This is a genomic window from Brevundimonas sp. (genome assembly GCF_027484365.1).
Taxonomy (GTDB): Bacteria; Pseudomonadota; Alphaproteobacteria; order Caulobacterales; family Caulobacteraceae; genus Brevundimonas.
In genome coordinates this window covers 1-19,085 of the sequence record NZ_JAIXTC010000007.1, presented here as the reverse complement: position 1 = coordinate 19,085, position 19,085 = coordinate 1, and the positions used below count along the sequence as shown (strand labels likewise).

Annotated in this window: 21 protein-coding genes and 1 pseudogene; 13 read left to right on the top strand and 9 right to left on the bottom strand. The window is 66.6% G+C overall.

Features of this window, described 5'->3' with window-relative positions:
- From sdhB to Q0044_RS01900, 5 genes are read left to right on the top strand one after another with little or no spacing between them, the layout of a single operon-like run.
- Positions 1-798, top strand: a complete 798-nt coding sequence (sdhB, locus tag Q0044_RS01920; RefSeq protein ID WP_298158808.1) for a succinate dehydrogenase iron-sulfur subunit — start codon at positions 1-3, stop codon at positions 796-798.
- Positions 799-807: 9 nt separating this feature from the next.
- A complete protein-coding gene (locus Q0044_RS01915) occupies positions 808-1,146 on the top strand; it encodes a gamma-glutamylcyclotransferase family protein (protein WP_298158806.1) in 339 nt (112 codons plus the stop codon).
- Between the two features lie 53 nt (positions 1,147-1,199).
- On the top strand, positions 1,200-1,520 hold the full coding sequence (locus tag Q0044_RS01910) for a 2Fe-2S iron-sulfur cluster-binding protein (protein ID WP_298158803.1): 321 nt from the start codon (positions 1,200-1,202) through the stop codon (positions 1,518-1,520).
- Positions 1,521-1,523: 3 nt separating this feature from the next.
- Positions 1,524-2,324 (top strand): kinase, encoded by an 801-nt coding sequence (locus tag Q0044_RS01905; protein WP_298158800.1) that lies wholly within the window; start codon positions 1,524-1,526, stop codon positions 2,322-2,324.
- A 24-nt stretch (positions 2,325-2,348) separates the two neighbouring features.
- Positions 2,349-2,681, top strand: coding sequence for a PilZ domain-containing protein (locus tag Q0044_RS01900; protein WP_298158796.1), 333 nt, complete (start codon positions 2,349-2,351; stop codon positions 2,679-2,681).
- A 62-nt stretch (positions 2,682-2,743) separates the two neighbouring features.
- On the opposite strand, the gene Q0044_RS01895 is transcribed toward Q0044_RS01900, so the two are convergent.
- Both Q0044_RS01895 and Q0044_RS01890 read right to left on the bottom strand, forming a co-directional pair.
- On the bottom strand, positions 2,744-3,601 hold the full coding sequence (locus Q0044_RS01895) for an HAD family hydrolase (RefSeq protein ID WP_298158794.1): 858 nt from the start codon (positions 3,599-3,601) through the stop codon (positions 2,744-2,746).
- Positions 3,602-3,722: 121 nt separating this feature from the next.
- Complete coding sequence (locus Q0044_RS01890; RefSeq protein WP_298158791.1) at positions 3,723-6,101, bottom strand: sensor histidine kinase; 2,379 nt, start codon at positions 6,099-6,101, stop codon at positions 3,723-3,725.
- A gap of 182 nt (positions 6,102-6,283) precedes the next feature.
- Here Q0044_RS01890 and Q0044_RS01885 point away from each other — a divergent pair, with 182 nt between their 5' ends.
- Entirely contained in the window at positions 6,284-6,685 is a 402-nt protein-coding gene (locus tag Q0044_RS01885; RefSeq protein WP_298159523.1) for a metallopeptidase family protein, read from the top strand.
- A gap of 14 nt (positions 6,686-6,699) precedes the next feature.
- Here the strand turns inward: Q0044_RS01885 and Q0044_RS01880 are convergent, their stop codons facing one another.
- The 3 genes from Q0044_RS01880 to Q0044_RS01870 are packed head-to-tail and all read right to left on the bottom strand — an operon-like array spanning position 6,700 to position 8,358.
- Positions 6,700-7,482 (bottom strand): sulfite exporter TauE/SafE family protein, encoded by a 783-nt coding sequence (locus Q0044_RS01880; protein ID WP_298158789.1) that lies wholly within the window; start codon positions 7,480-7,482, stop codon positions 6,700-6,702.
- Positions 7,483-7,486: 4 nt separating this feature from the next.
- The gene (locus tag Q0044_RS01875; RefSeq protein ID WP_298158786.1) at positions 7,487-8,023 is read right to left on the bottom strand and encodes a rhodanese family protein; all 537 of its coding nucleotides are present in this window, start codon (positions 8,021-8,023) and stop codon (positions 7,487-7,489) included.
- A gap of 2 nt (positions 8,024-8,025) precedes the next feature.
- On the bottom strand, positions 8,026-8,358 hold the full coding sequence (locus tag Q0044_RS01870) for an ArsR/SmtB family transcription factor (protein WP_298158783.1): 333 nt from the start codon (positions 8,356-8,358) through the stop codon (positions 8,026-8,028).
- Between the two features lie 70 nt (positions 8,359-8,428).
- Here Q0044_RS01870 and Q0044_RS01865 point away from each other — a divergent pair, with 70 nt between their 5' ends.
- The 3 genes from Q0044_RS01865 (at position 8,429) to Q0044_RS01855 (ending at position 11,101) form a co-directional block, all read left to right on the top strand.
- Positions 8,429-9,295, top strand: coding sequence for an MBL fold metallo-hydrolase (locus Q0044_RS01865; protein ID WP_298158781.1), 867 nt, complete (start codon positions 8,429-8,431; stop codon positions 9,293-9,295).
- A 318-nt stretch (positions 9,296-9,613) separates the two neighbouring features.
- Complete coding sequence (locus Q0044_RS01860) at positions 9,614-10,219, top strand: outer membrane protein (RefSeq protein WP_298158779.1); 606 nt, start codon at positions 9,614-9,616, stop codon at positions 10,217-10,219.
- Positions 10,220-10,390: 171 nt separating this feature from the next.
- Positions 10,391-11,101: an SOS response-associated peptidase gene (locus tag Q0044_RS01855; protein ID WP_298158777.1), complete on the top strand. Its 711-nt coding sequence runs from the start codon at positions 10,391-10,393 to the stop codon at positions 11,099-11,101.
- Positions 11,102-11,415: 314 nt separating this feature from the next.
- Here the strand turns inward: Q0044_RS01855 and Q0044_RS01850 are convergent, their stop codons facing one another.
- From Q0044_RS01850 to Q0044_RS01840, 3 genes are all read right to left on the bottom strand, one after another.
- On the bottom strand, positions 11,416-12,522 hold the full coding sequence (locus tag Q0044_RS01850) for an alkaline phosphatase D family protein (protein ID WP_298158775.1): 1,107 nt from the start codon (positions 12,520-12,522) through the stop codon (positions 11,416-11,418).
- A 78-nt stretch (positions 12,523-12,600) separates the two neighbouring features.
- On the bottom strand, positions 12,601-14,940 hold the full coding sequence (locus Q0044_RS01845; protein WP_298158772.1) for a TonB-dependent receptor domain-containing protein: 2,340 nt from the start codon (positions 14,938-14,940) through the stop codon (positions 12,601-12,603).
- Positions 14,941-15,314: 374 nt separating this feature from the next.
- Positions 15,315-16,247 carry a LysR family transcriptional regulator gene (locus Q0044_RS01840; protein ID WP_298158769.1) on the bottom strand — a complete coding sequence of 311 codons (933 nt, stop codon included), beginning with the start codon at positions 16,245-16,247 and terminating at the stop codon, positions 15,315-15,317.
- A 107-nt stretch (positions 16,248-16,354) separates the two neighbouring features.
- On the opposite strand from Q0044_RS01840, the gene Q0044_RS01835 reads away from it, so the two are divergent.
- From Q0044_RS01835 to Q0044_RS01820, 4 genes are all read left to right on the top strand, one after another.
- Complete coding sequence (locus Q0044_RS01835) at positions 16,355-17,482, top strand: serine hydrolase domain-containing protein (protein WP_298158766.1); 1,128 nt, start codon at positions 16,355-16,357, stop codon at positions 17,480-17,482.
- 174 nt (positions 17,483-17,656) lie between these two features.
- On the top strand, positions 17,657-17,878 hold the full coding sequence (locus tag Q0044_RS01830; RefSeq protein ID WP_298158763.1) for a YgaP family membrane protein: 222 nt from the start codon (positions 17,657-17,659) through the stop codon (positions 17,876-17,878).
- A 64-nt stretch (positions 17,879-17,942) separates the two neighbouring features.
- A complete protein-coding gene (locus tag Q0044_RS01825) occupies positions 17,943-18,356 on the top strand; it encodes a hypothetical protein (protein ID WP_298158760.1) in 414 nt (137 codons plus the stop codon).
- A 9-nt stretch (positions 18,357-18,365) separates the two neighbouring features.
- On the top strand, positions 18,366-18,884 hold the full coding sequence (locus Q0044_RS01820) for a DoxX family protein (protein WP_298158758.1): 519 nt from the start codon (positions 18,366-18,368) through the stop codon (positions 18,882-18,884).
- Positions 18,885-18,975: 91 nt separating this feature from the next.
- Here the strand turns inward: Q0044_RS01820 and Q0044_RS01815 are convergent.
- A pseudogene (locus Q0044_RS01815) lies at positions 18,976-19,085 on the bottom strand (IS30 family transposase); the annotation flags it as partial.

Here is a 19,085-nt window from a genome sequence, read left to right as displayed (position 1 = left end):
ATGGTCCAGCTTACACTCCCGCGCGGCTCGGCCCCGACGAAGGGCAAGGTCCACAAGGCCCCGGCCGGCGCAAAGAACGTCAAGACCTACAAGGTCTACCGCTACGACCCGAACGTCGACGCCAACCCGTCCTGGGACGTCTATGAGGTCTCGGCCGACGACCACGGCCCGATGCTGCTGGACGCCCTGATCCACATAAAGAACGAGATCGACCCGACCCTGTCGTTCCGTCGGTCGTGCCGCGAGGGCATCTGCGGCTCCTGCTCGATGAATATCGACGGGCGCAACACCCTGGCCTGCACCAAGGGCTGGGACGAATGCTCGTCCTCGACCATCGCCATCGGCCCCCTGCCGCACCAGTCGGTGGTCAAGGATCTCGTCACCGATCTGACCCTGTTCTACGCCCAGTACGACAGCATCAAGCCGTATCTCCAGTCCGACGATCCCGACCCGACCACCGAGCGCCTGCAGAGCCCTGAGGACCGGGCGAAGCTCGACGGTCTGTACGAGTGCATCCTGTGCGCCTGCTGCTCGACCTCCTGCCCCAGCTACTGGTGGAACCAGACCGAGTACCTCGGCCCGGCGGCCCTGCTGCAGTCCTACCGCTGGATCTCCGACAGCCGCGACGACAAGACCCAGGAGCGGCTCGACGACCTCGAGGACCCGTTCAAACTGTATCGCTGCCACACGATCATGAACTGCGCCCAGGTCTGCCCCAAGGGCCTGAACCCGGCCAAGGCCATCGCCGAGACCAAGAAGCTGATGATCGCCCCGAACCGGAAGAAGCAGGCGGCCTGAGACGGGGCCGTGGCGGAGAGTCTCCTCTTCGCCTACGGCACGCTTCAGGATCCGGCGGTCCAGCAGGCCGTCTTCGGCCGTCTCCTCGCGGGGACGGCCGATCATCTGACCGGCTTCGTCCCCGGTGAGATCGAGATCACCGACCCCGAGGTCATCGCCGAAAGCGGCCTGACCCACTATCCGGTCCTGCGCCCCGGCGGCGATCCCGCCGACCGCATTGACGGCACGGTCTTCCGCATCACCGGGGCCGAACTCGCCGCCGCCGACCTCTACGAAGCCGGGGACTACAGGCGCATCGAGGTCCGGCTCGCCTCGGATCTCACGGCCTGGGTCTATATCGCGGCCTGACAAGCTGTTCGGGCGATCTTGCCCACGCCGAAACAAGCCCGTAATCCCGGTCCATGCCCAAGGTCACCTATATCGAGCACGACGGCCGCGAACATGCCGTCGAGGTCAAGTCGGGCCTCTCCGTCATGGAGGGCGCCGTCCGCAACAATGTGCCGGGCATCGATGCCGACTGCGGCGGGGCCTGCGCCTGCGCCACCTGCCACGTCTATGTCGACGAGGCCTGGCGCGAGGCGACCGGCAAACCCTCGGCCATGGAGGAGTCGATGCTCGACTTCGCCGAGGAGGTGGAGCCCAACTCGCGCTTGTCATGCCAGATCCGGGTCTCGGACGCGCTCGACGGCCTGATCGTCCGCCTGCCGGCCAACCAGCACTGATCGATGGTTGACCCACGGCTGATCCGGGCCGTGGACCACCTGATCCGCCGCCACGAACGGCCGGGCCACGTCCCCCGGATCGCCATCGCGGGCGCGCAGGGCTCCGGCAAGAGCACCCTGGCGGCCGAGGCGGCCCGAACCCTGTCCTGTGCGACCCTGTCGCTCGACGACGTCTATCTGACGAAGGCCGAACGCGCCGGCCTCGCCGCCCGCCGCCATCCGCTGTTCGCCGTGCGTGGCCCGCCCGGGACTCACGACCTCAGCCTGCTGGACGGGACCCTGAACCGCCTGCGCGCCGCCGCGCCCGGCGACCGCACCCCCCTGCCCGCCTTCGACAAGATCGCCGACGACCGGAGCTCGGGCGGCGAAGGGCCGGTGTTCGAGGGCTGCCCCCGCGCCGTCCTGCTGGAAGGCTGGTGTCTCGGCGCGACCCCGCAGAACGAGGCCGCCCTGGCCGTCCCCGTCAACGCGCTCGAGCGCGAGGACGACCCGGACGGTCTCTGGCGGCGCGAGATCAATGATAGACTGGACAGCGACTACGCCCGTCTGTTCGCGACCTTCGACGCCCTGCTGTTCCTCCGGGCGCCCGCCTTCGATCCCGTGCTCGACTGGCGCACCGAACAGGAGGCCGCCCTGACCGGCTCCCCCGTCTCCGTCGCCCGACGCGCCGAACTGGCCCGTTTCGTTCAGCATTTCGAACGGATTTCGCGCCATATGCTGGCGGGCGGCGTCGCGGCGGACGTCGTGGCTGACCTGGACGAAGGGCGCGCGGTACGGCGCATCCGGAGCCCCGGCGCCCCCTGAACCGCTCGCCGCGCGTTGAGCACCGTGGCCTTGACCCAACCGACCGACCGCCGCCTCCAGCCCCGCATGCCGGCGAACGCACGCGCCGTCGTCGTCGCGCCCGGGCTCGAACTGGCCTGTGTCATCGTCGACACCTCTCCGGGAGGTCTGAAGATCCGCACCGACCGCCAGCTCGCCCTGCCGTCGCAGGTCACCGTCGTGGACATCGTCGCCGGTCTGGCCACCGAGGCCGATGTCGTGTGGCGAAAGGGCGTCGAGGCCGGTCTCACGCTGAAGGGCCAGTCGCCCCTGTGCGGCCTTGTCCCCTCCCGCCTCCTCCCGGCCCGCGAGGCCTGGATCCGGGCGGGGGGCCGCTGACCATTTAGCGAAACAGGCCGTCACTCAAGCAGCGAGCGACCGCGTCGCGTGGGTTCCCGACCCTAGTCAATGTCTTTCATGGTCCCCGCAGTGATCGCGATCCGCCCGATCAGCCCTTTGACGATCAGGTCCAGCGGCTGGCCCTCGCGATAGTCGGCGGCGGCGACGAAATTGACCCGGTCCTCGGAGATCAGGGAATAGATCTTCTTCTGATCCTTCTCGGAGTTCCGGGGATCATAGACGGCGATCGAGAAGCCGCCCTTGGTGTGCATCATCTTCATGGTCGGGACGTCGGTGTCACCGTCGCCGAGGAAGATCATCCGCTCGAACGGAATCGCCCGGTCCTCGTCCGCCGTGAACCGGTTGATCCGCTCGTGGTCCCAGTGGTTCAGGACGCCCTTGTTGATCCGGAACAGGTACTGGGTCTTGGTCGTGTAGTTGACCCCCACCGCCGGCCAGATCGCCGTCCCGTGGTCGTCATAGGCGAATTTCGACGCGAAGACGTGGTGGAAGGCGTCCCGGATCGGACAGCCGTCGATCATCTCCTCGAGCCCGGCGGAGATGATGTAGTGCTCGATCTCCAGCCCGTATTTCGCGCCGATGGCGTCGATCCGCTCGAACCAGCCCTTGCCGGTCAGGTCCGACTTCAGCCCGTCGAACAGCTTCACGTCCTCGCCGTGTTCGGCCAGCAGCTTCCTCGTGATCGGCCGGTCGTTCTGCCGCGCCCGCTGCAACATCAGCTGCATATACATCAGGATGTTGTCGCCGTCGGCCGACCGGGTCAGCCGGTCCGCCTCGCCCCAGAAGTCGCCGATATCCATGCCGACCGAGGGGATGAAGGTCACCTCCTGCATATTCCCCCGCGCCAGGGTCCCGTCGAAATCATAGATCAGGGCGGTCTTGAGAAGCTTGTCGGCCATGCTGGCCTCCGGTGGCGAGTGGCGAGTGGCGAGTGGCGAGTGGCGAGTGGTTAGTGAGCGCGGGTCACGCTGTCAAAACCCGGGATCGGACAGCTCGTCACTCGCCACTCGAGACTCGCCACTAACCCAGTGCCAACTCCGGCGCCGCCGCCCCGCTGTCGGCCTCCAGCGGCAGGTGCAGGATGAAGGCGGCGCCCTTGCCCGGCTCGCTTTCCACCTCGGCCCAGCCGCCGTGCAGTTCGACCAGGGCCTTCACGAGAGCCAGACCCACACCCGGCCCGCCCCGTTCGCGCTTCACGAACCGGTCGAACACATGGGCCTGCAGGTGATAGGGGATGCCCCGGCCCGTATCCTCGACCCGGATCCGTAGTTCCGACGCATTGGCCTCGGCCCTCAGACTGACCGCCCCGCCCTCCGACACCGACCGCCCGGCATTGTCCAGCAGGTGGTCGATCGCCTGGGCCAGACGGCGGGCATCGGCCCGGATGGGCGGCAGTTTGGCGGCCGCCACGGCCTTCAGGGTCGCGCCCCGGCCCTCGATCCGGGGCCGGTGCTTCTCGACGGCGGCGGCGAACAGGTCGCGCACCCGGACGTCGCCGAGCGACAGCTCCATCTCGCCCGCGTCGATCTGGGCCATGTCCAGGACGTCGTCGATCGAGCCGGTCAGCTGGGCCGCCGCCACCCGGATCGCCCCTGCGTGCTGGCGGCTGCGTTCCGGCAGGTCGGCCATGGTCTCCAGCAGTTCGGAATAGCCGACGATGGTCGTGAGCGGCGTCCTCAGCTCATAGCTGACCGAGCCCACAAACTCCCGCTTCAGCGCCTGGCTTTCCTTCAGCGCCGCCTCGCGCTGGGCCAGGGCCTGTTCCAGCTCGCGCCGGGCCGTCACGTCGGAAAAGGCGACCAGGGTGGCGCCGTCGGGCAGGGGCCGGGTCTGCCAGGCCGCGGTCCGCCCGTCTGTCGTCCGCCCCTCGCCCGAGATCGGCACCCGGCTCTCGGGATCGGGATCGGCCACCCGCGCCTTCAGCCCCAGCCACAGGGCCGCGTCGGGCAGGGCCGTCTTGCACAGTTCGGCGATGGCGTCGAAATCCCCGGCCTCCTCCAGCCGCTCGGCCGACAGGCTCCAGAAGGTCTCGAACGCCTCGTTGTGCAGCCTCAACCGCCCGTCCGACCCGAACACGGCGACCGCATCGTTCAGCTTGTCCAGGGTCGCCGTCTGCACCTGTAGCTGGGCGTTGAACCGGCTGCGCAGGGACAGCTCACCGGTGATGTCCGAAAACAGCAGCAGGATCCCGCCCAGGGGATGGGGCTGGCGCACCAGTCTCAGCGTCCGCCCGTCGGGCAGGGACCAGCTGTCGTCGGCCGCCGCCTCGGTGGCCTCGTAGAACTCCAGCTCCCGCGCCTTCCAGCCCGCATAGTCGATGACCTCGGGCAGCATCCGGCGCTGACGCAGCCGGTCCAGCAGCTCGGCATGGGTCGGCCGTTCGTTGAGCCAGGCCGGATCCAGGTTGAACAGGACCTGGAAGGCGATGTTGTGGAAGGCCAGCTTCTTGGACGGGCCGAAGATGGCCACCGCATCGGCCAGATGGTTCAGGGTCTCGTCATGGGCCGTGACGTGACGGCGCAGGGTGTCCCGCGTCTCCTCGGCCTCGGTCATGTCGATGGCGAAGACCAGAACCGGCCCGCCCGGCCCGGCCGCGCCGCCCGAGAACAGGGGCTCGGCCAGGATCTTCCAGGCCCGGCGACGGCCGTCCCCGGCGGTCCAGCGGAAGCCTTCCTGATGTGTCCCGACCCGCGCCGCCTCGGCCGCCAGCTGGTCGGCGCCCCGGTCGAAACTGACCTGGCTCTGGCGCGCGGCCTCGACCGTCGCGCACTTCACCTCGGCCAGCCAGGCCTTGTTGGCCCAGACCAGCCGGCCGTCGTGATCCACGACCCAGGTCGGCGAGGGCGAGGCGTCGGCGATCAGCCCGGCCCCGAAACCGTGCTCGCCGGGGCTCCCGTCCTGCACCACGTCCTGCGCCACGCTCTGGATGTCAGCCTGCGACACCGTCCGCGCCACAGGCGACAGCCTGAGCCAGGCCGTGCCGTTGACGGCGCTGCCCTCGATCTTCCAGTCGTCGCCGTCGTGGGCCTCGAACGGTGTCCCGTCGGCCAGAAGGGCGTCAATGACTTCGGGCAGGCCCATATGCAGCGCCTCGGCCAGGGCGGCGCCCGGCGGTCCCTGGACGTCCCTTGCAAAGGCGAGGCGCACCGCCTCGATGGACTCGTCGCGCCCCAGCAGCAGCGGCGGCTCGCCCGGCGTCAGGCCGATGCGCACGTCGTCGAAGGCGGTCAGGGCGCCGGCGTGCTGGGCCCGGCTCACAGCCCCTGCGGCGCGTTCCCGCTCAATCATGGATTCGCGCAGGCTCACGGCCCGGCGCAACCGCCATGCCCAGACGCTGATCGACAGGGCCAGCCCCGCCGCTCCCGCCGCCGCCGCAAAGGCGATATCGGCCTCCGCCATACCCGTTCACCCGCTGGATCGAATCGGAACCATAGCCGATGTCGCGCCGGGCGCGAACGGGATGGTTAAGGGAGTGGTGAGTGATCCGTGGCGAGTGGCGAGTTGCCGCGCCCATGACGCTGGCGCCGCTCACGACAACGGCCTACCTCCTCGCCACTCACCACTCGCCACTCGGCACTCAAATGACCTGGAACACCCAGACCGCCCCTTCGCTCGACGACTTCGCCCGTCTGGCACGCGAGGCCTTCGACGCCCTGCCGGAGCCGTTCAAATCGGCGGCCGGAGACGTGGTCATCCGCATCGACGACTTCGCCGACGAGGAGACCCTGGCCTCGGTCGATCTGGAGGATCCGTTCGACCTGACCGGCCTCTATCACGGCTTCCATGTCGGAGAGCGCGACGCCTTCGGCCCCGCGCCCGAGCCCTCCCGCGTCTTCCTCTACCGCCGCCCGATCCTCGACGAATGGTGCGAACGCGGCGACGTCGGCCTGGCCGAGATCATCGCCCATGTCCTCATCCACGAAATCGGCCACCACATGGGCCTCGACGACGACGACATCGACCAGATCGAGGCGGAGGACTGAGGATCGTTGTTCGTCTAGATCCCCGACGCCGCCCGCACGGCCACATAGGCGGCGACCAGCAGGATCAGTCCGGCGAACAGCCGGCGACCCAGGACGGCATTGGCCCCCAGTCGGCGCGCGAGGGGCAGGCCCGCCAGCGTTCCGGCCACACCCCCTGTCGCCATGGCGGCGACCAGACCCCAGTCGAGCCAGCCCGAGAGGGCGTAGTTGCCCGCCGTCGTGGCGCCGAAGGCGGCCACGCTGAGCAGGGACGTCGCCTGGGCCGTCGCCAGGCTCATGCCGGTCGAGGCCATCAGGCCCGGCACGATCAGGAACCCGCCGCCGATCCCGAAGAAGCCCGCCGCTGACCCCACCCCGGCGCCGGCGAGGCCGATGCGCGGAGACATGGCCCAGTTCAGCCTCGGCTCGGGCCGGACGACGACCGCCTTCGGGCGCAGCATCGACACGCCCACCGCGGCCATGGCGACCGCGAAGATCAGCAACAGCTGATGCCCGTCGATCATCTTGGCGAGCGAGGATCCGAACCAGGCGCCGGCCGCGCCCGTGACCGCAAACAGGGTGGCGCAGGGCCAGCGGACCCGGCCCGCGCGCGCATGTCCGGCCAGGGCCGTCAGGGCGTTGAGGGCGACGCCCGCCGCCGACACCCCGATGGCGACATGGGGGTCCCGAACCCCAACGACAAAGAGCAGGAGCGGAACCGCCAGGACCGAACCCCCGCCGCCGAACAGCGTCAGCAGGAGGGCGACGACGCCCCCGCTCAGGGCCGCCAGCAGAAGGGGAATCAGGTCCGTGGTCATGGTCCTACCCGGCCTTCAGGGCGGCTCTGTTCCACGGCATGGCGGCAAGCAGCCGCGCCATGCCGCAGAAGCCGGTCGCCCCGGCGACGAACAGCCCCGCGCCCACGAAGGCCGAAAGCCCCCAGAAGGCCGGGTGAACCAGCAGACCGAGCGCGGCCCCGATCAGGACCAGACCCCCGGCGGTCATCTGGACCTGGCGCATCAGCTCGATCGGCTTGGACGCATCGGCCTTCGTCGCCAGCCCCTGGGCCTTCCAGGCGTCGAGACCGCCTTCGAGGACGAAGGCCTCGCCCGGGACCCGGGCGGCCAGACGCACGCAGTTGACGCCCGTGCGGTTGCCGGTGCGGCAGGTGTAGATCACGTCACGGCCGTCCGGCAGTTTGAGCGGGACCTCGTCGAAGGCCGACAGCGGCGCATGGACAGCGCCCGCCACATGTTCGCGGGCGAACTCGTCCGGTTCGCGGATGTCGATCAGGACGGCGGTATGGGCCTTCAGTCGACCGGCGACATCGGCGGGCTTGAGAGGGGTCAGGACGGGCATGGTCACGCCTTTTCGGAGGGAAGGGGAGGACAGTAGATCTCGGCCAGGACGGCGATGACCTTGAGGACCGCCGGATCGGCGATGCGATAGAAGATCGTGGTGCCGTCGCGCCGCGTCGCCACCAGACGCTCGTCCCGCAGTTTCGCGAGATGCTGCGACAGGGCCGATTGCGACAGCCCGACCAGGGCCAGCATCTGTCCGACGGACAGTTCCCGGTCGCCGAGCTGGCACAGGATCATCAGCCGCTTCTCGTTGGAGAGGGCGCGCATCAGGCCGGCGGCTTCGCCTGCGCTGGCTTCGAAACGGTCCAGGCCTATGGTCTCGAGATCGATCATGACCGGCAATATATGCGCACTTGCTAAATAAGCAAGTCCTAATATATAGGGGTCTGGAAAGGAGCCCTTCATGGCCCAGCATCCCGACGTCCGGGGGTTTTTCGACCCCGCGACCCATACGATCACCTATCTGGTCAGCGACCCGGCGACGGGCATGGCCGCGATCATCGACCCCGTCCTCGACTATGATCCTGCGACGGCGCGCACCTCAACCGGGTCTGTGGACCAGGTGATGCAGGCGCTCAGGGACGCCGGCCTGACCCTGGCCCTCGTCCTCGAGACCCATGCCCACGCCGATCACCTGACGGCGGCGGATCACCTGCGTGAGGCCGAAGGGGTCGAGATCGGCATCGGCGACCAGATCACCCGGGTTCAGACGACCTTCGCCCCCCTGTTCAATGCCGACGACGTCACGCCGGACGGTCAGGTCTTCGACCATCTGTACGGCGACGGCGACGTCTTTGCCCTGGGATCGCTCTCCGTCGAGGTCATCCACACCCCCGGCCATACGCCGGCCTGTGTCAGCTACCGGATCGGGGATGCCGTCTTCACCGGCGACACCCTGTTCATGCCGGACTACGGGACGGCGCGCACCGACTTCCCCGGCGGCGACGCGCGGACCCTCTATCGCTCGATCCAGAGGCTGTTTGCCCTGCCGGACGAGACCCGGGTCTTCGTCGGCCACGACTATCTGCCCGAAGGCCGCGCCGACTACCGGTTCGAGACCACCGTCGCCGCCCAGCGGGACGGCAATATCCACGTGGGCGCCGGCGCGTCGGAGGCGGCCTTCGTCGCGATGCGCGAGGCGAGGGACGCGACCCTCAAGGCGCCGGCGCTGATCCTGCCTTCGCTCCAGGTCAATATCCGGGCCGGGGCCCTGCCCCCCGCTGACACGGACGGCCGGCGCTATCTCAGAATGCCGCTCAACCTGCTGTAGACAGATCGCGGCGAGGCCGGCCCGGCATGTCCGGTTCCCGCCCTTCCCGACCCTCGGCGGGTCCGCGCTTGGGCAAGGACCGCAATGACAGATCCCGACCCATCGGAGTCGTCGGGAAGGTCTGCTTTCGGCTAGCCGTTACCGGCCCTTTGGGGCGAACCGGCTGCGCGCAGAGGTCGTCAACGCCCGGCCACTCCCATCAGAGCCCGGGGTCAGCTATGGAGCCTGCGCACTCCCGCTGTGGCGGAGGGACCAGAGAGGGCAGGTCTCGTCGGGTGACGAGAACTCGCGTAGGCAGCGGAGGACTGGAGCAGGGCGATGGGCAGGTGGCAACTTTATCTGGGAGCAATCCTCGGTATCGGCATGTCGGGAACAGCCCATGCCCAAGGCGCGCGCGCAGAACTTCATGGCGGCTTTGATCGTGTCTCGCACAGAAGCTTCTTCAGCCCATCGGATTCAACATTCGGGCCGGTAGAGGGCGGCGTTTCCGGCCTCGGCCTGGGGTATGATGCGAAAATCCAGGGCCGGATTTTTGCCGGGATTGAGGGCAATGTCGATTTCGCGACGGGTTCGCGTTGTCAGGTCAATCCGCTTGTTCTGGCGCCAGGCATCTTCGAATCCTGCCTCAGCCCAGGGCGCGATCTCAGCGCGAATGCTCGTCTAGGCGTCAATCTCGGCAACGGCCGAACGCGAATTTACGGCCTGGTTGGCTACACCCATCTTGAGCTGAACTCGTCGTTTCAGATCAACCGGGGCCCGGCGACGTCATTGCGATCCGATAACCGCGATGGCGTGCGGGTTGGTGCAGGGCTTGAGCATGATCTGACCGATCGCTTCTACGGGAAGATCGAGTATCGATTTTCGGACTATGGCAGCGACATAACCCGAAATCAGGCGATCGTTGGTGTCGGTCTCCGGTTCTGATCGCGAAATGCTGCGCCTGGATACCCCGGACCTGCATTGACCGCGCCCGCTTCTGTGTCCCCAGGACAATCTCCGCCTTGGGCCCGGTGGATGGGTCGCTGTTCGACCCATGGGCGACACTCGGCGCGACCGGTTCTGGACACCCCGGGCCGTGCGTGATGCTCTGGCCCCATGTGCAATCTCTACCGATCGAAGTCCGGACCCGGCGACATCCTGGCCATGGCGCGCGCCCTGAACAGCGACGTCGGCAACCTCGAACCCCGCGACATCTATCCCGACTATTCCGCCCCGATCGTCCGCCTGGACGCGGAGGGCGAGCGTATCCTGACCATGGCGCGCTGGGGCATGCCCTCGTCGAAAAAGGCGCTGTTCGACGCCACGGTGAAGCGGGTCGAGAAGCTGCGCGCCAAGGGCCAGGTGATCGATGACGAGGGGTTCAAACACTATCTGGAGCTGGAGCCGGACAAGGGCACGACCAATGTCCGCAACACCGCCTCGCCGCACTGGCGGCCGTGGTTGTCTCCGGCCAGCCGCTGCCTCGTTCCCTTCAACGCCTTCAGCGAGCCGGATCAGGATCATCAGCGCACGCTGAAACCGGTCTGGTTCGCGATGTCCCCCGACCAGCCCCTGACCTTCTTCGCCGGCGTCTGGACGCCCCACGCCTGCGTCCGGAAGATCAAGACCGGCCGGGAAGCGTTCGACGCCTTCGCCTTCCTGACGACCGAGGCCGCCGAGCCGGTGAAGACCTGGCATCGCAAGGCCATGCCGGTGATCCTGACGACGGAGGAGGAGCGCGACGTCTGGATGCGCGCGCCCTGGGACGAGGCGAAGGCGCTGCAGCGGCCGTTGCCGGACGGGATGCTGGAGGTCGTCGGCGTCTGAAGTCAGCGAAGCGCTGCATGGCGCCGCGCCACCGCTCCACAGGTCCATCCGGACGCTGCTCGCCCTGCGGCCTCCGGACGGAGAGGGCCGCCGCTATCTCCGGATGCCGCCGAACCGGCTGTAGCCCGGTCGCGACGAGGATGGCCGGCCCGTCCGGTTCGCGCCGTTCCCGGATCCCCGGCGGGTCCGCTCATGGGCAAGGACCGCAACGACCGCGTCCCGGCCCTCGGGCTAAGGGACGACTCTTGGCCTTGCCATCTCCGTCCAGCACCCGCGGCGCCTGAAGTCCTGGGTGAGACGCTACCGGGCGGAGATCAAGCGACGAGGTCAGCGATCCGGATCGGCTGTTCCAACCGGATGACGCCATCGACGTCGTGAATCCGGGCCAGGACCGTTGGGCTTTCGCCCTCCCAGCCTATGGTCAGCAGGCCGAAATTCTGCTCCCGGAACACTTCGCCGACGCGCAAGGCGTTGGGCGGGGTTACGGGCCAAACCTCGGTCAGGCCGGAGGAGGTGATGTCCCACAACGGATAGGGAGTGTTGACGTCCAACCTCGAGATTTCGCCGTAGTGGGTGTCGCCCGAAAGGCAGAACAGGCCGTTCGCCTTCCGGTCCCGGATGGCTGCAATCAGCCGCTGGTGGTCATGGGCAAAATTGATCCAGCCCTCCCAGCCGGCGAAATCGGCGACCACCTGGAGGCTGGAGGCGAGGATGCGAATATCGGCGGGCACGCCCAGCTGCTCTTCCAGCCAGCGCCACTGGGTCTCGCCCAGCTGGGTCGCGGTCATCTCCGGGTTGCGCATATAGGGGCCGGGTGTGCTGAGCCCCGCCTCGGCGCGCTGCTCGACCCAGGTGTCATAGTCCTGATCGCCGAGCTCCAGCGGCACCAGCGGCGTGCGGTTCCAGCGCAGGTCGGGCAGCAGGATCTGCACCCGCCGGCCGGGCGGGCCGAACACATGCGCGGTGTAGATGCCGTCGCGGGTGCGTCGGGGGCTATCGGCCGGCTCGCCGAAGAAATCCAGGAACAGCCGACGGCTTTCCTCCTTCATCGGATAGTCGGCTCCGGCGTCGTTCTCGCCATAATCGTGGTCGTCCCAGATGGCGAGGATGGGCACGCTGGCCTTCAGCTTCTGGAACCCGGGCTGGGCGGCCAGTTCGGCATATTTCCGGCGCATCACTGCCGGGTCCCGGGTATCCAGATAGACGTTGTCACCGAGGAAGATGAACAGGTCTGGCTCCGCCGCCAGCACAGCGTCCCAGATCGGCTGGGGCTTGTCGCTCTTGGCGCAGGAACCGAAGGCGATCCGGGTCAGGGTTCGGCTGGACTCGCTGTGGGGATCGGCCGAGGCCCCGGCGGCGTGGGCCGCCAGTCCGAGTCCCGCCGTGCCCGCCATCAGGCCCCGTCGCGAAAGGGTCTTCATCACCGTCTCTCCGCCGTCAGAACGCGAACGGGGCGCGTCGCATGAACGCGCCCCGTCCTAACCGGTGTCGCCGCCGGCCTAGAAGTGGCGACGCACGGACACGAACGCCTGACGGGGCGCGCCCGGCAGGAAGGTCTGTCCGCCGGGCCCGTTCGAGAAACCGCCCGAGCCGACCGTCGAGATGTGGTCTTCGTCCAGCAGGTTGGTCACGTTGAACTGGATCTCGGTGCCGTCCAGCCAGTTACCCGTTTCGGCCACCCGATAGCCGGCCGTGAGCTCGAGCAGCGTGTAGCCGTCCACGCTCTCATTATTCAGATAGCTGGAGAAACGCTCGCCGGTGTAGGCCGCGGCCAGCGTGCCGAACAGGGCCCCGTCATCATAGGCGAGTTCGGCGCGGAACAGCGTTTCAGGCGTGTTCACCACCGTCTTGCCGCCGGTTGCGGCAACCAATGCGCCCGTACGGTCGCGCACGTCGTCCTCATAGGTCGAGTCGTTGTAGCTGAACGAACCGAAGGCCGACCAGTCATCATTGAAGGTCCACACGGCCGCCGCTTCGAAGCCGCGCGACTTGACCGAGCCCACGTTCTGAATGCCGTTGCCCAGACCCTGGATCGGCGCGCCGAGGGCGACGCCCAGCAAACGGTCCGAAAACTCGACGTTATAGACCGCAACCGAACCCTGAAGCTGGTCGTAGCGGAAACGCCAGCCGGCCTCGACCGTCCTGGAGCTTTCCGGCTCGATTGTCGAACGAAGGGCCGCGAACCCGGCCGCCGAGGCCGAGAACGGTCCGCCGGTGTTCGACGATTCGAAGGCCCGCAGGTTTTCCGAATAGGAGACGAACAGCTGGTGGTCGCCGTTGATGTCGAAGGTCGCGCCGACCTGGGGCAGGAAGTTGTCTTCGGCCTTGATCGTGCCCGTCTTGTTGGGGCCGGTGACGGTCCGGGCCGTGTTCTCGACCGACAGGGACTTGAAGCCGCCGAACACCGTCAAGGCGTCGGTGACAGCCCAGCTGTCCTGCACATAGAACAGGCGCGTCTCGGTCTCGAACTCATATTCCCACTGGGTGAAGAAGGGGTTTTCGAGGAACTCCAGCGACGAGCGGGTGTTGGCCGCGCGAGCCAGGCCGTAGAAGCGGCGCGCCTGGTTGAAGTCGTTCTTCTCCAGCCAGAAGCCGGCCTCGATCGAATGGGTCCCCAGGTCCAGCATGGCCGAACCGAGCGCGCCCGTGCGCTCGATGTCATATTCGGTGGTGCGGACCGAAATCGGGCTGGGGGCCGTGATCGCCGTGCCGTTCTGATCGGGAGCGCCGACCGGAGTAGCGACATAAGGCGTCCACCACAGACCTTGACCTTCATTGTGGTGACCATAGCCGGTCAGCGAAATCGAGAAGGTGTCGGTGATGGGGTAGTTGAACGTCAGGGCGCCGATCGTATCGTCACGCAGGCCCGAGGCGTCGAAATAGGCGTCGTCTACAGTCCGGATCGGGGCCGGATAGACCGTTCCAGCTGCGGCATTGGTCACGGCCGCACCGGTTTCACCGCGATTGTTGGCGATGTCGGCGATGCGAACGGCCAGGGCGTAGTTGCCCGAGATATTGTCGAAGTCGCGGCCCAGGTAACCGATCTGGGCCAGGGACAGGTCCTGATAGTCGTTCTCGCGACGCTCGGACCAGTTGACGAAGCCGGTGATCTCGCCCTTGCCGATCGGCTGGACCAGGCTGGCGTTGATCTGCTGCTGGTTCTGTTCGCCCACGCCCTTCCACTTGTCCATCTGATGATCGACATAGGACAGCGACAGCGCCGTGCCGGCCGGGCCGAAGGCGCCCGTGTCCAGACGGATGAGGCCGCGCAGGGTCTGTTCGCTGCCATAGGTGGCGGCGACGTCAAGGCCGAACTCATTGGCCGGGCGACGGCTGACGAACTGGACGGTGCCGCCCAGGTTGCTGCTGGATGCGGTGCCCAGTGCGCCCGAACCCTGGGCCACGTCCACGCGACCGACGTTTTCGGAAATGATGGCGCGCGAGATGTGCAGACCATTGTGGTTGCCATAGCTCATGTCGCCCAGCGGCACGCCGTCGAGGGTGAAGCCGAGCTGATTCTGGTTGAAGCTGCGCAGCACGATGCGCGTCGACCATTCATAGTTGCCGAAGGCGTCGGCCGACTGGAAGCTGACGCCGGGCAGGCGTTCGATCGCCTTCAGCGGGCTGGTGCCGGGAGCCTCGACAGCAATCGCGGCTTCGGTGATCGAGGCCTGCTGGCGGCTCTGGCCGACGCCGAAAACGACGACTTCATCAAGCTGGGCGGCATCGCCTGGCTCGGATACGACGGCCTGGGCCTGCGCAGCGTTCGGCAGCACAAGCGCGCCGGTGAGCACCAGAGCAAGCGTGGAAACGCCTGCGAGAAGTCGATGATTGATCATGTTCGCCCCGGATTCCTGGGCCCCGATGGCCCGCGGCCGCCTTAGGCGGGGCAAAAGACGACGTCGTTACGGCCAAGCTTCTGTTTCATGACGTCCGCGTCGGGCGACGCGATCAGACGGTGACCGTGTCCCGGCGGTGACGCTGGGCATGCGGAGCCCATGAGCGACAGAGGGTCCGCTAGCCATCCAAGGCGGCGGTTCAGAAGGTCCGCTTCCGCGCACCGGAGCGAATGTCCGGTTTACGCCTGCGGGGTCATGTCCGTTCCCGACCCCTAAGCGACATTCCCACCATCCACGCGACAGCCGGTGGGGGCACGCCTCCCGGTAAGGATTACCCGTCGCGTAGGGCCGGGGGCTGGTGCGGCTCGGGCGATCTAACCTGTCCGTTCCGATCCGACGTCGTCGAAGCGTCCCGGCATTTCTTGCACACACAAATCCACGAAGGCGCGCACCTTCGCAGGCACAAAGGATGATGCCAGATAGACGGCGTGAAATTCGACGGGCGGAATTATCCAGTCGTGCAGAATGAGTTGCAGCGTGCCTGCAGCGACCGCTTCGCGCACCGAAAAAAGCGGCAGCACTGCAACGCCCGCTCCGGCCAGGACCGCGGCGCGCATGGAGGTGACGCCGTCCAGCCGAAGCGCGGCATCAAAGCTCAGCGTCTCGGTCTTGCAGCCGTTTGTGAACGGGACGGAGTTGTCGATCAGGAAATGTGCGCCAAGCAGTCCCACCCACGGCCAGGCTTCAAGGTCGCCCGGTTTCTCCGGTATGCCCAGTTTCTTCACCAGCGCGGGTGCTGCGACCAGGACCCGCGGATTTTCCAGCAGACGTTTGGCGACGAGCCTGTCGTCGGTGATGGCGCCGACCAGCACGCCGCAATCAAATCCTTCCTCGACGAATTTCACCGGGCGGTTTGTGACGTGCATTTCAGCGGTCAGTTGTGGGCATTGGTCGCGCAGCCGAGCCAGCAACGGGGCAACATGGTACTGGCCCATGTCAATCGTTGTCACAACGCGTAGATGCCCGCGCGGCGCGGCGTGTTCACCGTTCGCGCGCAGCGTGACGGCTTGAACGTGGTCGAGGATCTCCCGCGCATCCACGAGCAGGCGTTGGCCCGCCGCCGTTAGACTCATGCTGCGGGTGTCACGCTGCACAAGCGGGGCGTCGAGGAGGGACTCGAGCTGCTGGAGTTGCCGGCTCAACGTCGGCTGCGTGGTGTGCATCGAGCGCGCCGCTGCCGAAATACTACCGGCCTCAGCAATTCGCACGAAGGTTCGTAGCAGGTTGAGGTCGTCGAGCGTGGCCATACGCGCTGAGTATAGCAGACATTCGCATGAGCCGCCTTCTAAGAACACAGGTACGTAGGTCTAATAAACCTGTGAACATATTCAACACCAGCCCGGTTGGAGCCCCCATGAACCGCACTGCCCTTTTTCTCTGTCTCGGTGCTGCACTGGCCGCCACCCCGACGCTGGCCCAGCAGACTTCGGGGGTGCCGCCCCTGCCTGCGACCCTCGCAGCCGCGATGGAGGGCAAGACCGTCCCGGCCGTCGGCGTGCTGGTCATCCGCAACGGTGAGGTCGTCGATCAGGCGGTGGCCGGGATTGACGCGCTGGGGTCGGAGTCGCCGGCGACCATCGACGACCTCTGGAACCTGGGGTCCGACAGCAAGGCGATGACGGTCACGATGATCGCCCGACTGGTGGAACGGGGCGTGCTGAGCTGGGAAGCCCCCTTGTCGGAGATGCTGCCCGACCTGGCAGCGGAGATGCGACCGGAGTATCGCGACGTGACTCTGGTCGACCTGATGTCGCATCGGGCGGGCCTGCCCGAGAACCACAGCGACGAAGCCTATTTCCGGACCTTCTTCACCGATACCCGGCCGCTTCAGGAACAACGTTTGGCCTATCTGCGCCTGGCAGTCGCGGATGCGCCGGTCGGCCCGACCCGAGGCGAGCCCAGCTATTCCAACACCGGCTTGATTCTGGCGGGTGCCATTGCTGAACAGGCGACCGGAAAATCCTATGAGACGCTGATGCAGGAGGAGGTTTTCGGCCCTCTGGGCATGACCACCGCTGTCTTCAACCAAATCCCTGACGCCGGCGAGACGTCCGGCCACATCGATGGGCGGATGTCCGTCGCCGCAGACGGGAACCCACAGATGATCCTGCCCGCGGGCGGCGTGCGAATGACCCTGGCCGACTGGGCGAGGTTCTGTATCGATCAGATGGCCGGCGAAGCGGGCCGCGGCAAGCTGCTCAAGCCTGAAACCTATCGGCTGATGCACACGCCGCGCGGCGACAGCATCGTGGCCATGGGTTGGGGCGTCCCGCCGCAGATCTCCGGCCGGGCCGGTCCCGCCCTCACCCACGGCGGCTCTGACGGCAACTGGTTCGCTTTCGTGGCCCTGTTCCCCGGCAGTGAGAACGGCGTGCTCGCTGTGGCCAACGCCGCTGAAACGATGGGCGGCGAGGCGGCCGTCAAGGCCGCAGCCCGCGCCGTCATCCAGACCCTCGCCCCCGCTGTTCCGCCCGCACCGTGACCCGTCTGCGCTGACGGTGCTGTCATCTCTGGACGGTCGGTGCGGTCAGCCAAGCCCAAAAAGGTCTCCGGCACAGTTGGAATCGCCTGAACTCGAGACAAGACAAGACAACGAACTCAACTTCACAAAACCCAACAATCACGACGTCTTCGACTTATCCTCAGGAGCCTGCTCATGTTTTCCTTCAAAAAGAATCTCGGAAACGCCGACCGCGTCCTCCGTGCAATCGCCGCTGTCGCATTGTTTGTCGCCGCCTTCATCGCCCCCGTGCCCCTGATAGCTACGGTCGGATTCGCTCTCACTGGCGCCTACATGATTGGTACGACTTTGGTCGGAACCTGCCTCGGTTACAAGTTGATCGGTGTGTCGACTTGCCCGGTCAAGCAACGGGGCTAGCTGACGTCGAGCGATTTCTGGAAATATCGGGCGGCCCAGCCGGAATCAGACCGAGGAGGGACAAATGATCGGCTTGAACACCTATCGACGCATCTTTTTGGCCAGCGCCTGGTATGACCTGGTCGTCACAGCAGTCTTTGCCACACCGTGGACGCTGGCCCTGCTCTACGCACTGTTTGCAACGATTCACAGAGCGCTTGGTATAAGTCCGATGCAACCCTTGCCGCCCGAAGGTGTCCTTTATGCAAACTTTCTCGGCTCTGTCGTCATCGTCTGGGCAGTCTTGCGCCTGCGGTCCGGCTTGGTCTGGTTGGCTCGCTACGACGCCGCCGCCCGGTTCATGTTCAGCGCAGCGATGATCCATGCGCTGATAAGCGGGGCCAGCCCGCTGCTGTGGGGTTTTCTCGTCATCGAGTTGACCTTTGGCATCCTTCAGCTTCTGCCATTCAAAAACGCTGCGCCTCAAATCCCGGCGTAGGTCTGCGCCATGCGTCATTCACTTTCCCTGGAATATGCAGCCATGTCCGAACAAACCCGCACCGCCGCTTGGGGAATCGCGCTTCTGCGGATCGCCCTCGGCATCATGTTTCTTGCTCACAGCCTGCTCCTGAAGCTGATGACTTTCGGGCTTTCTGGAACGGCTGCGTTCTTTCACTCGGTTGGCTTGCCGGGATGGCTCGCTTATCTGACCTTCGCAGTCGAAGTGGTCGGTGGACTTATGCTGGTCATGGGCATTCATGCTCGACTGGCGGCTGCGGCGCTGGCACCGTTCATGCTCGGAGCGCTCGTGACTGTCCATTGGACCAACGGCTGGGTATTCACCGCGCCGGGAGGAGGCTGGGAATATGCCGCCTACCTCCTCGTCCTTTGCATCGCGCAGGTGTTGCTGGGCGACGGCGCGCTGGCGCTGGCACCATCACGCAATCTCGGCCCGGCTCCAAAAGGCCCTCTTGTTGATGGAGCGAGGCCATATGAGTTGCACCCGGCAGTCAGCTACGACGGCTGAGCGTCGTACGCGGCAGAGGTCTCGGCTGAACAGGCGGGTCACTCGCGGTTCAGTCGCCAAACCCGCGGAGTGACCGCTTCCCACGGTGGGCTCAACTGATCGCTGCAACACACTCGGCGAAGGTCTCCGCTGGTGTCCGATAGAGCAAGGTCTTTCTGGGTCGTTCGTTGAGCTGCCGGGCGATGGAGCTGAGCTGGGCCT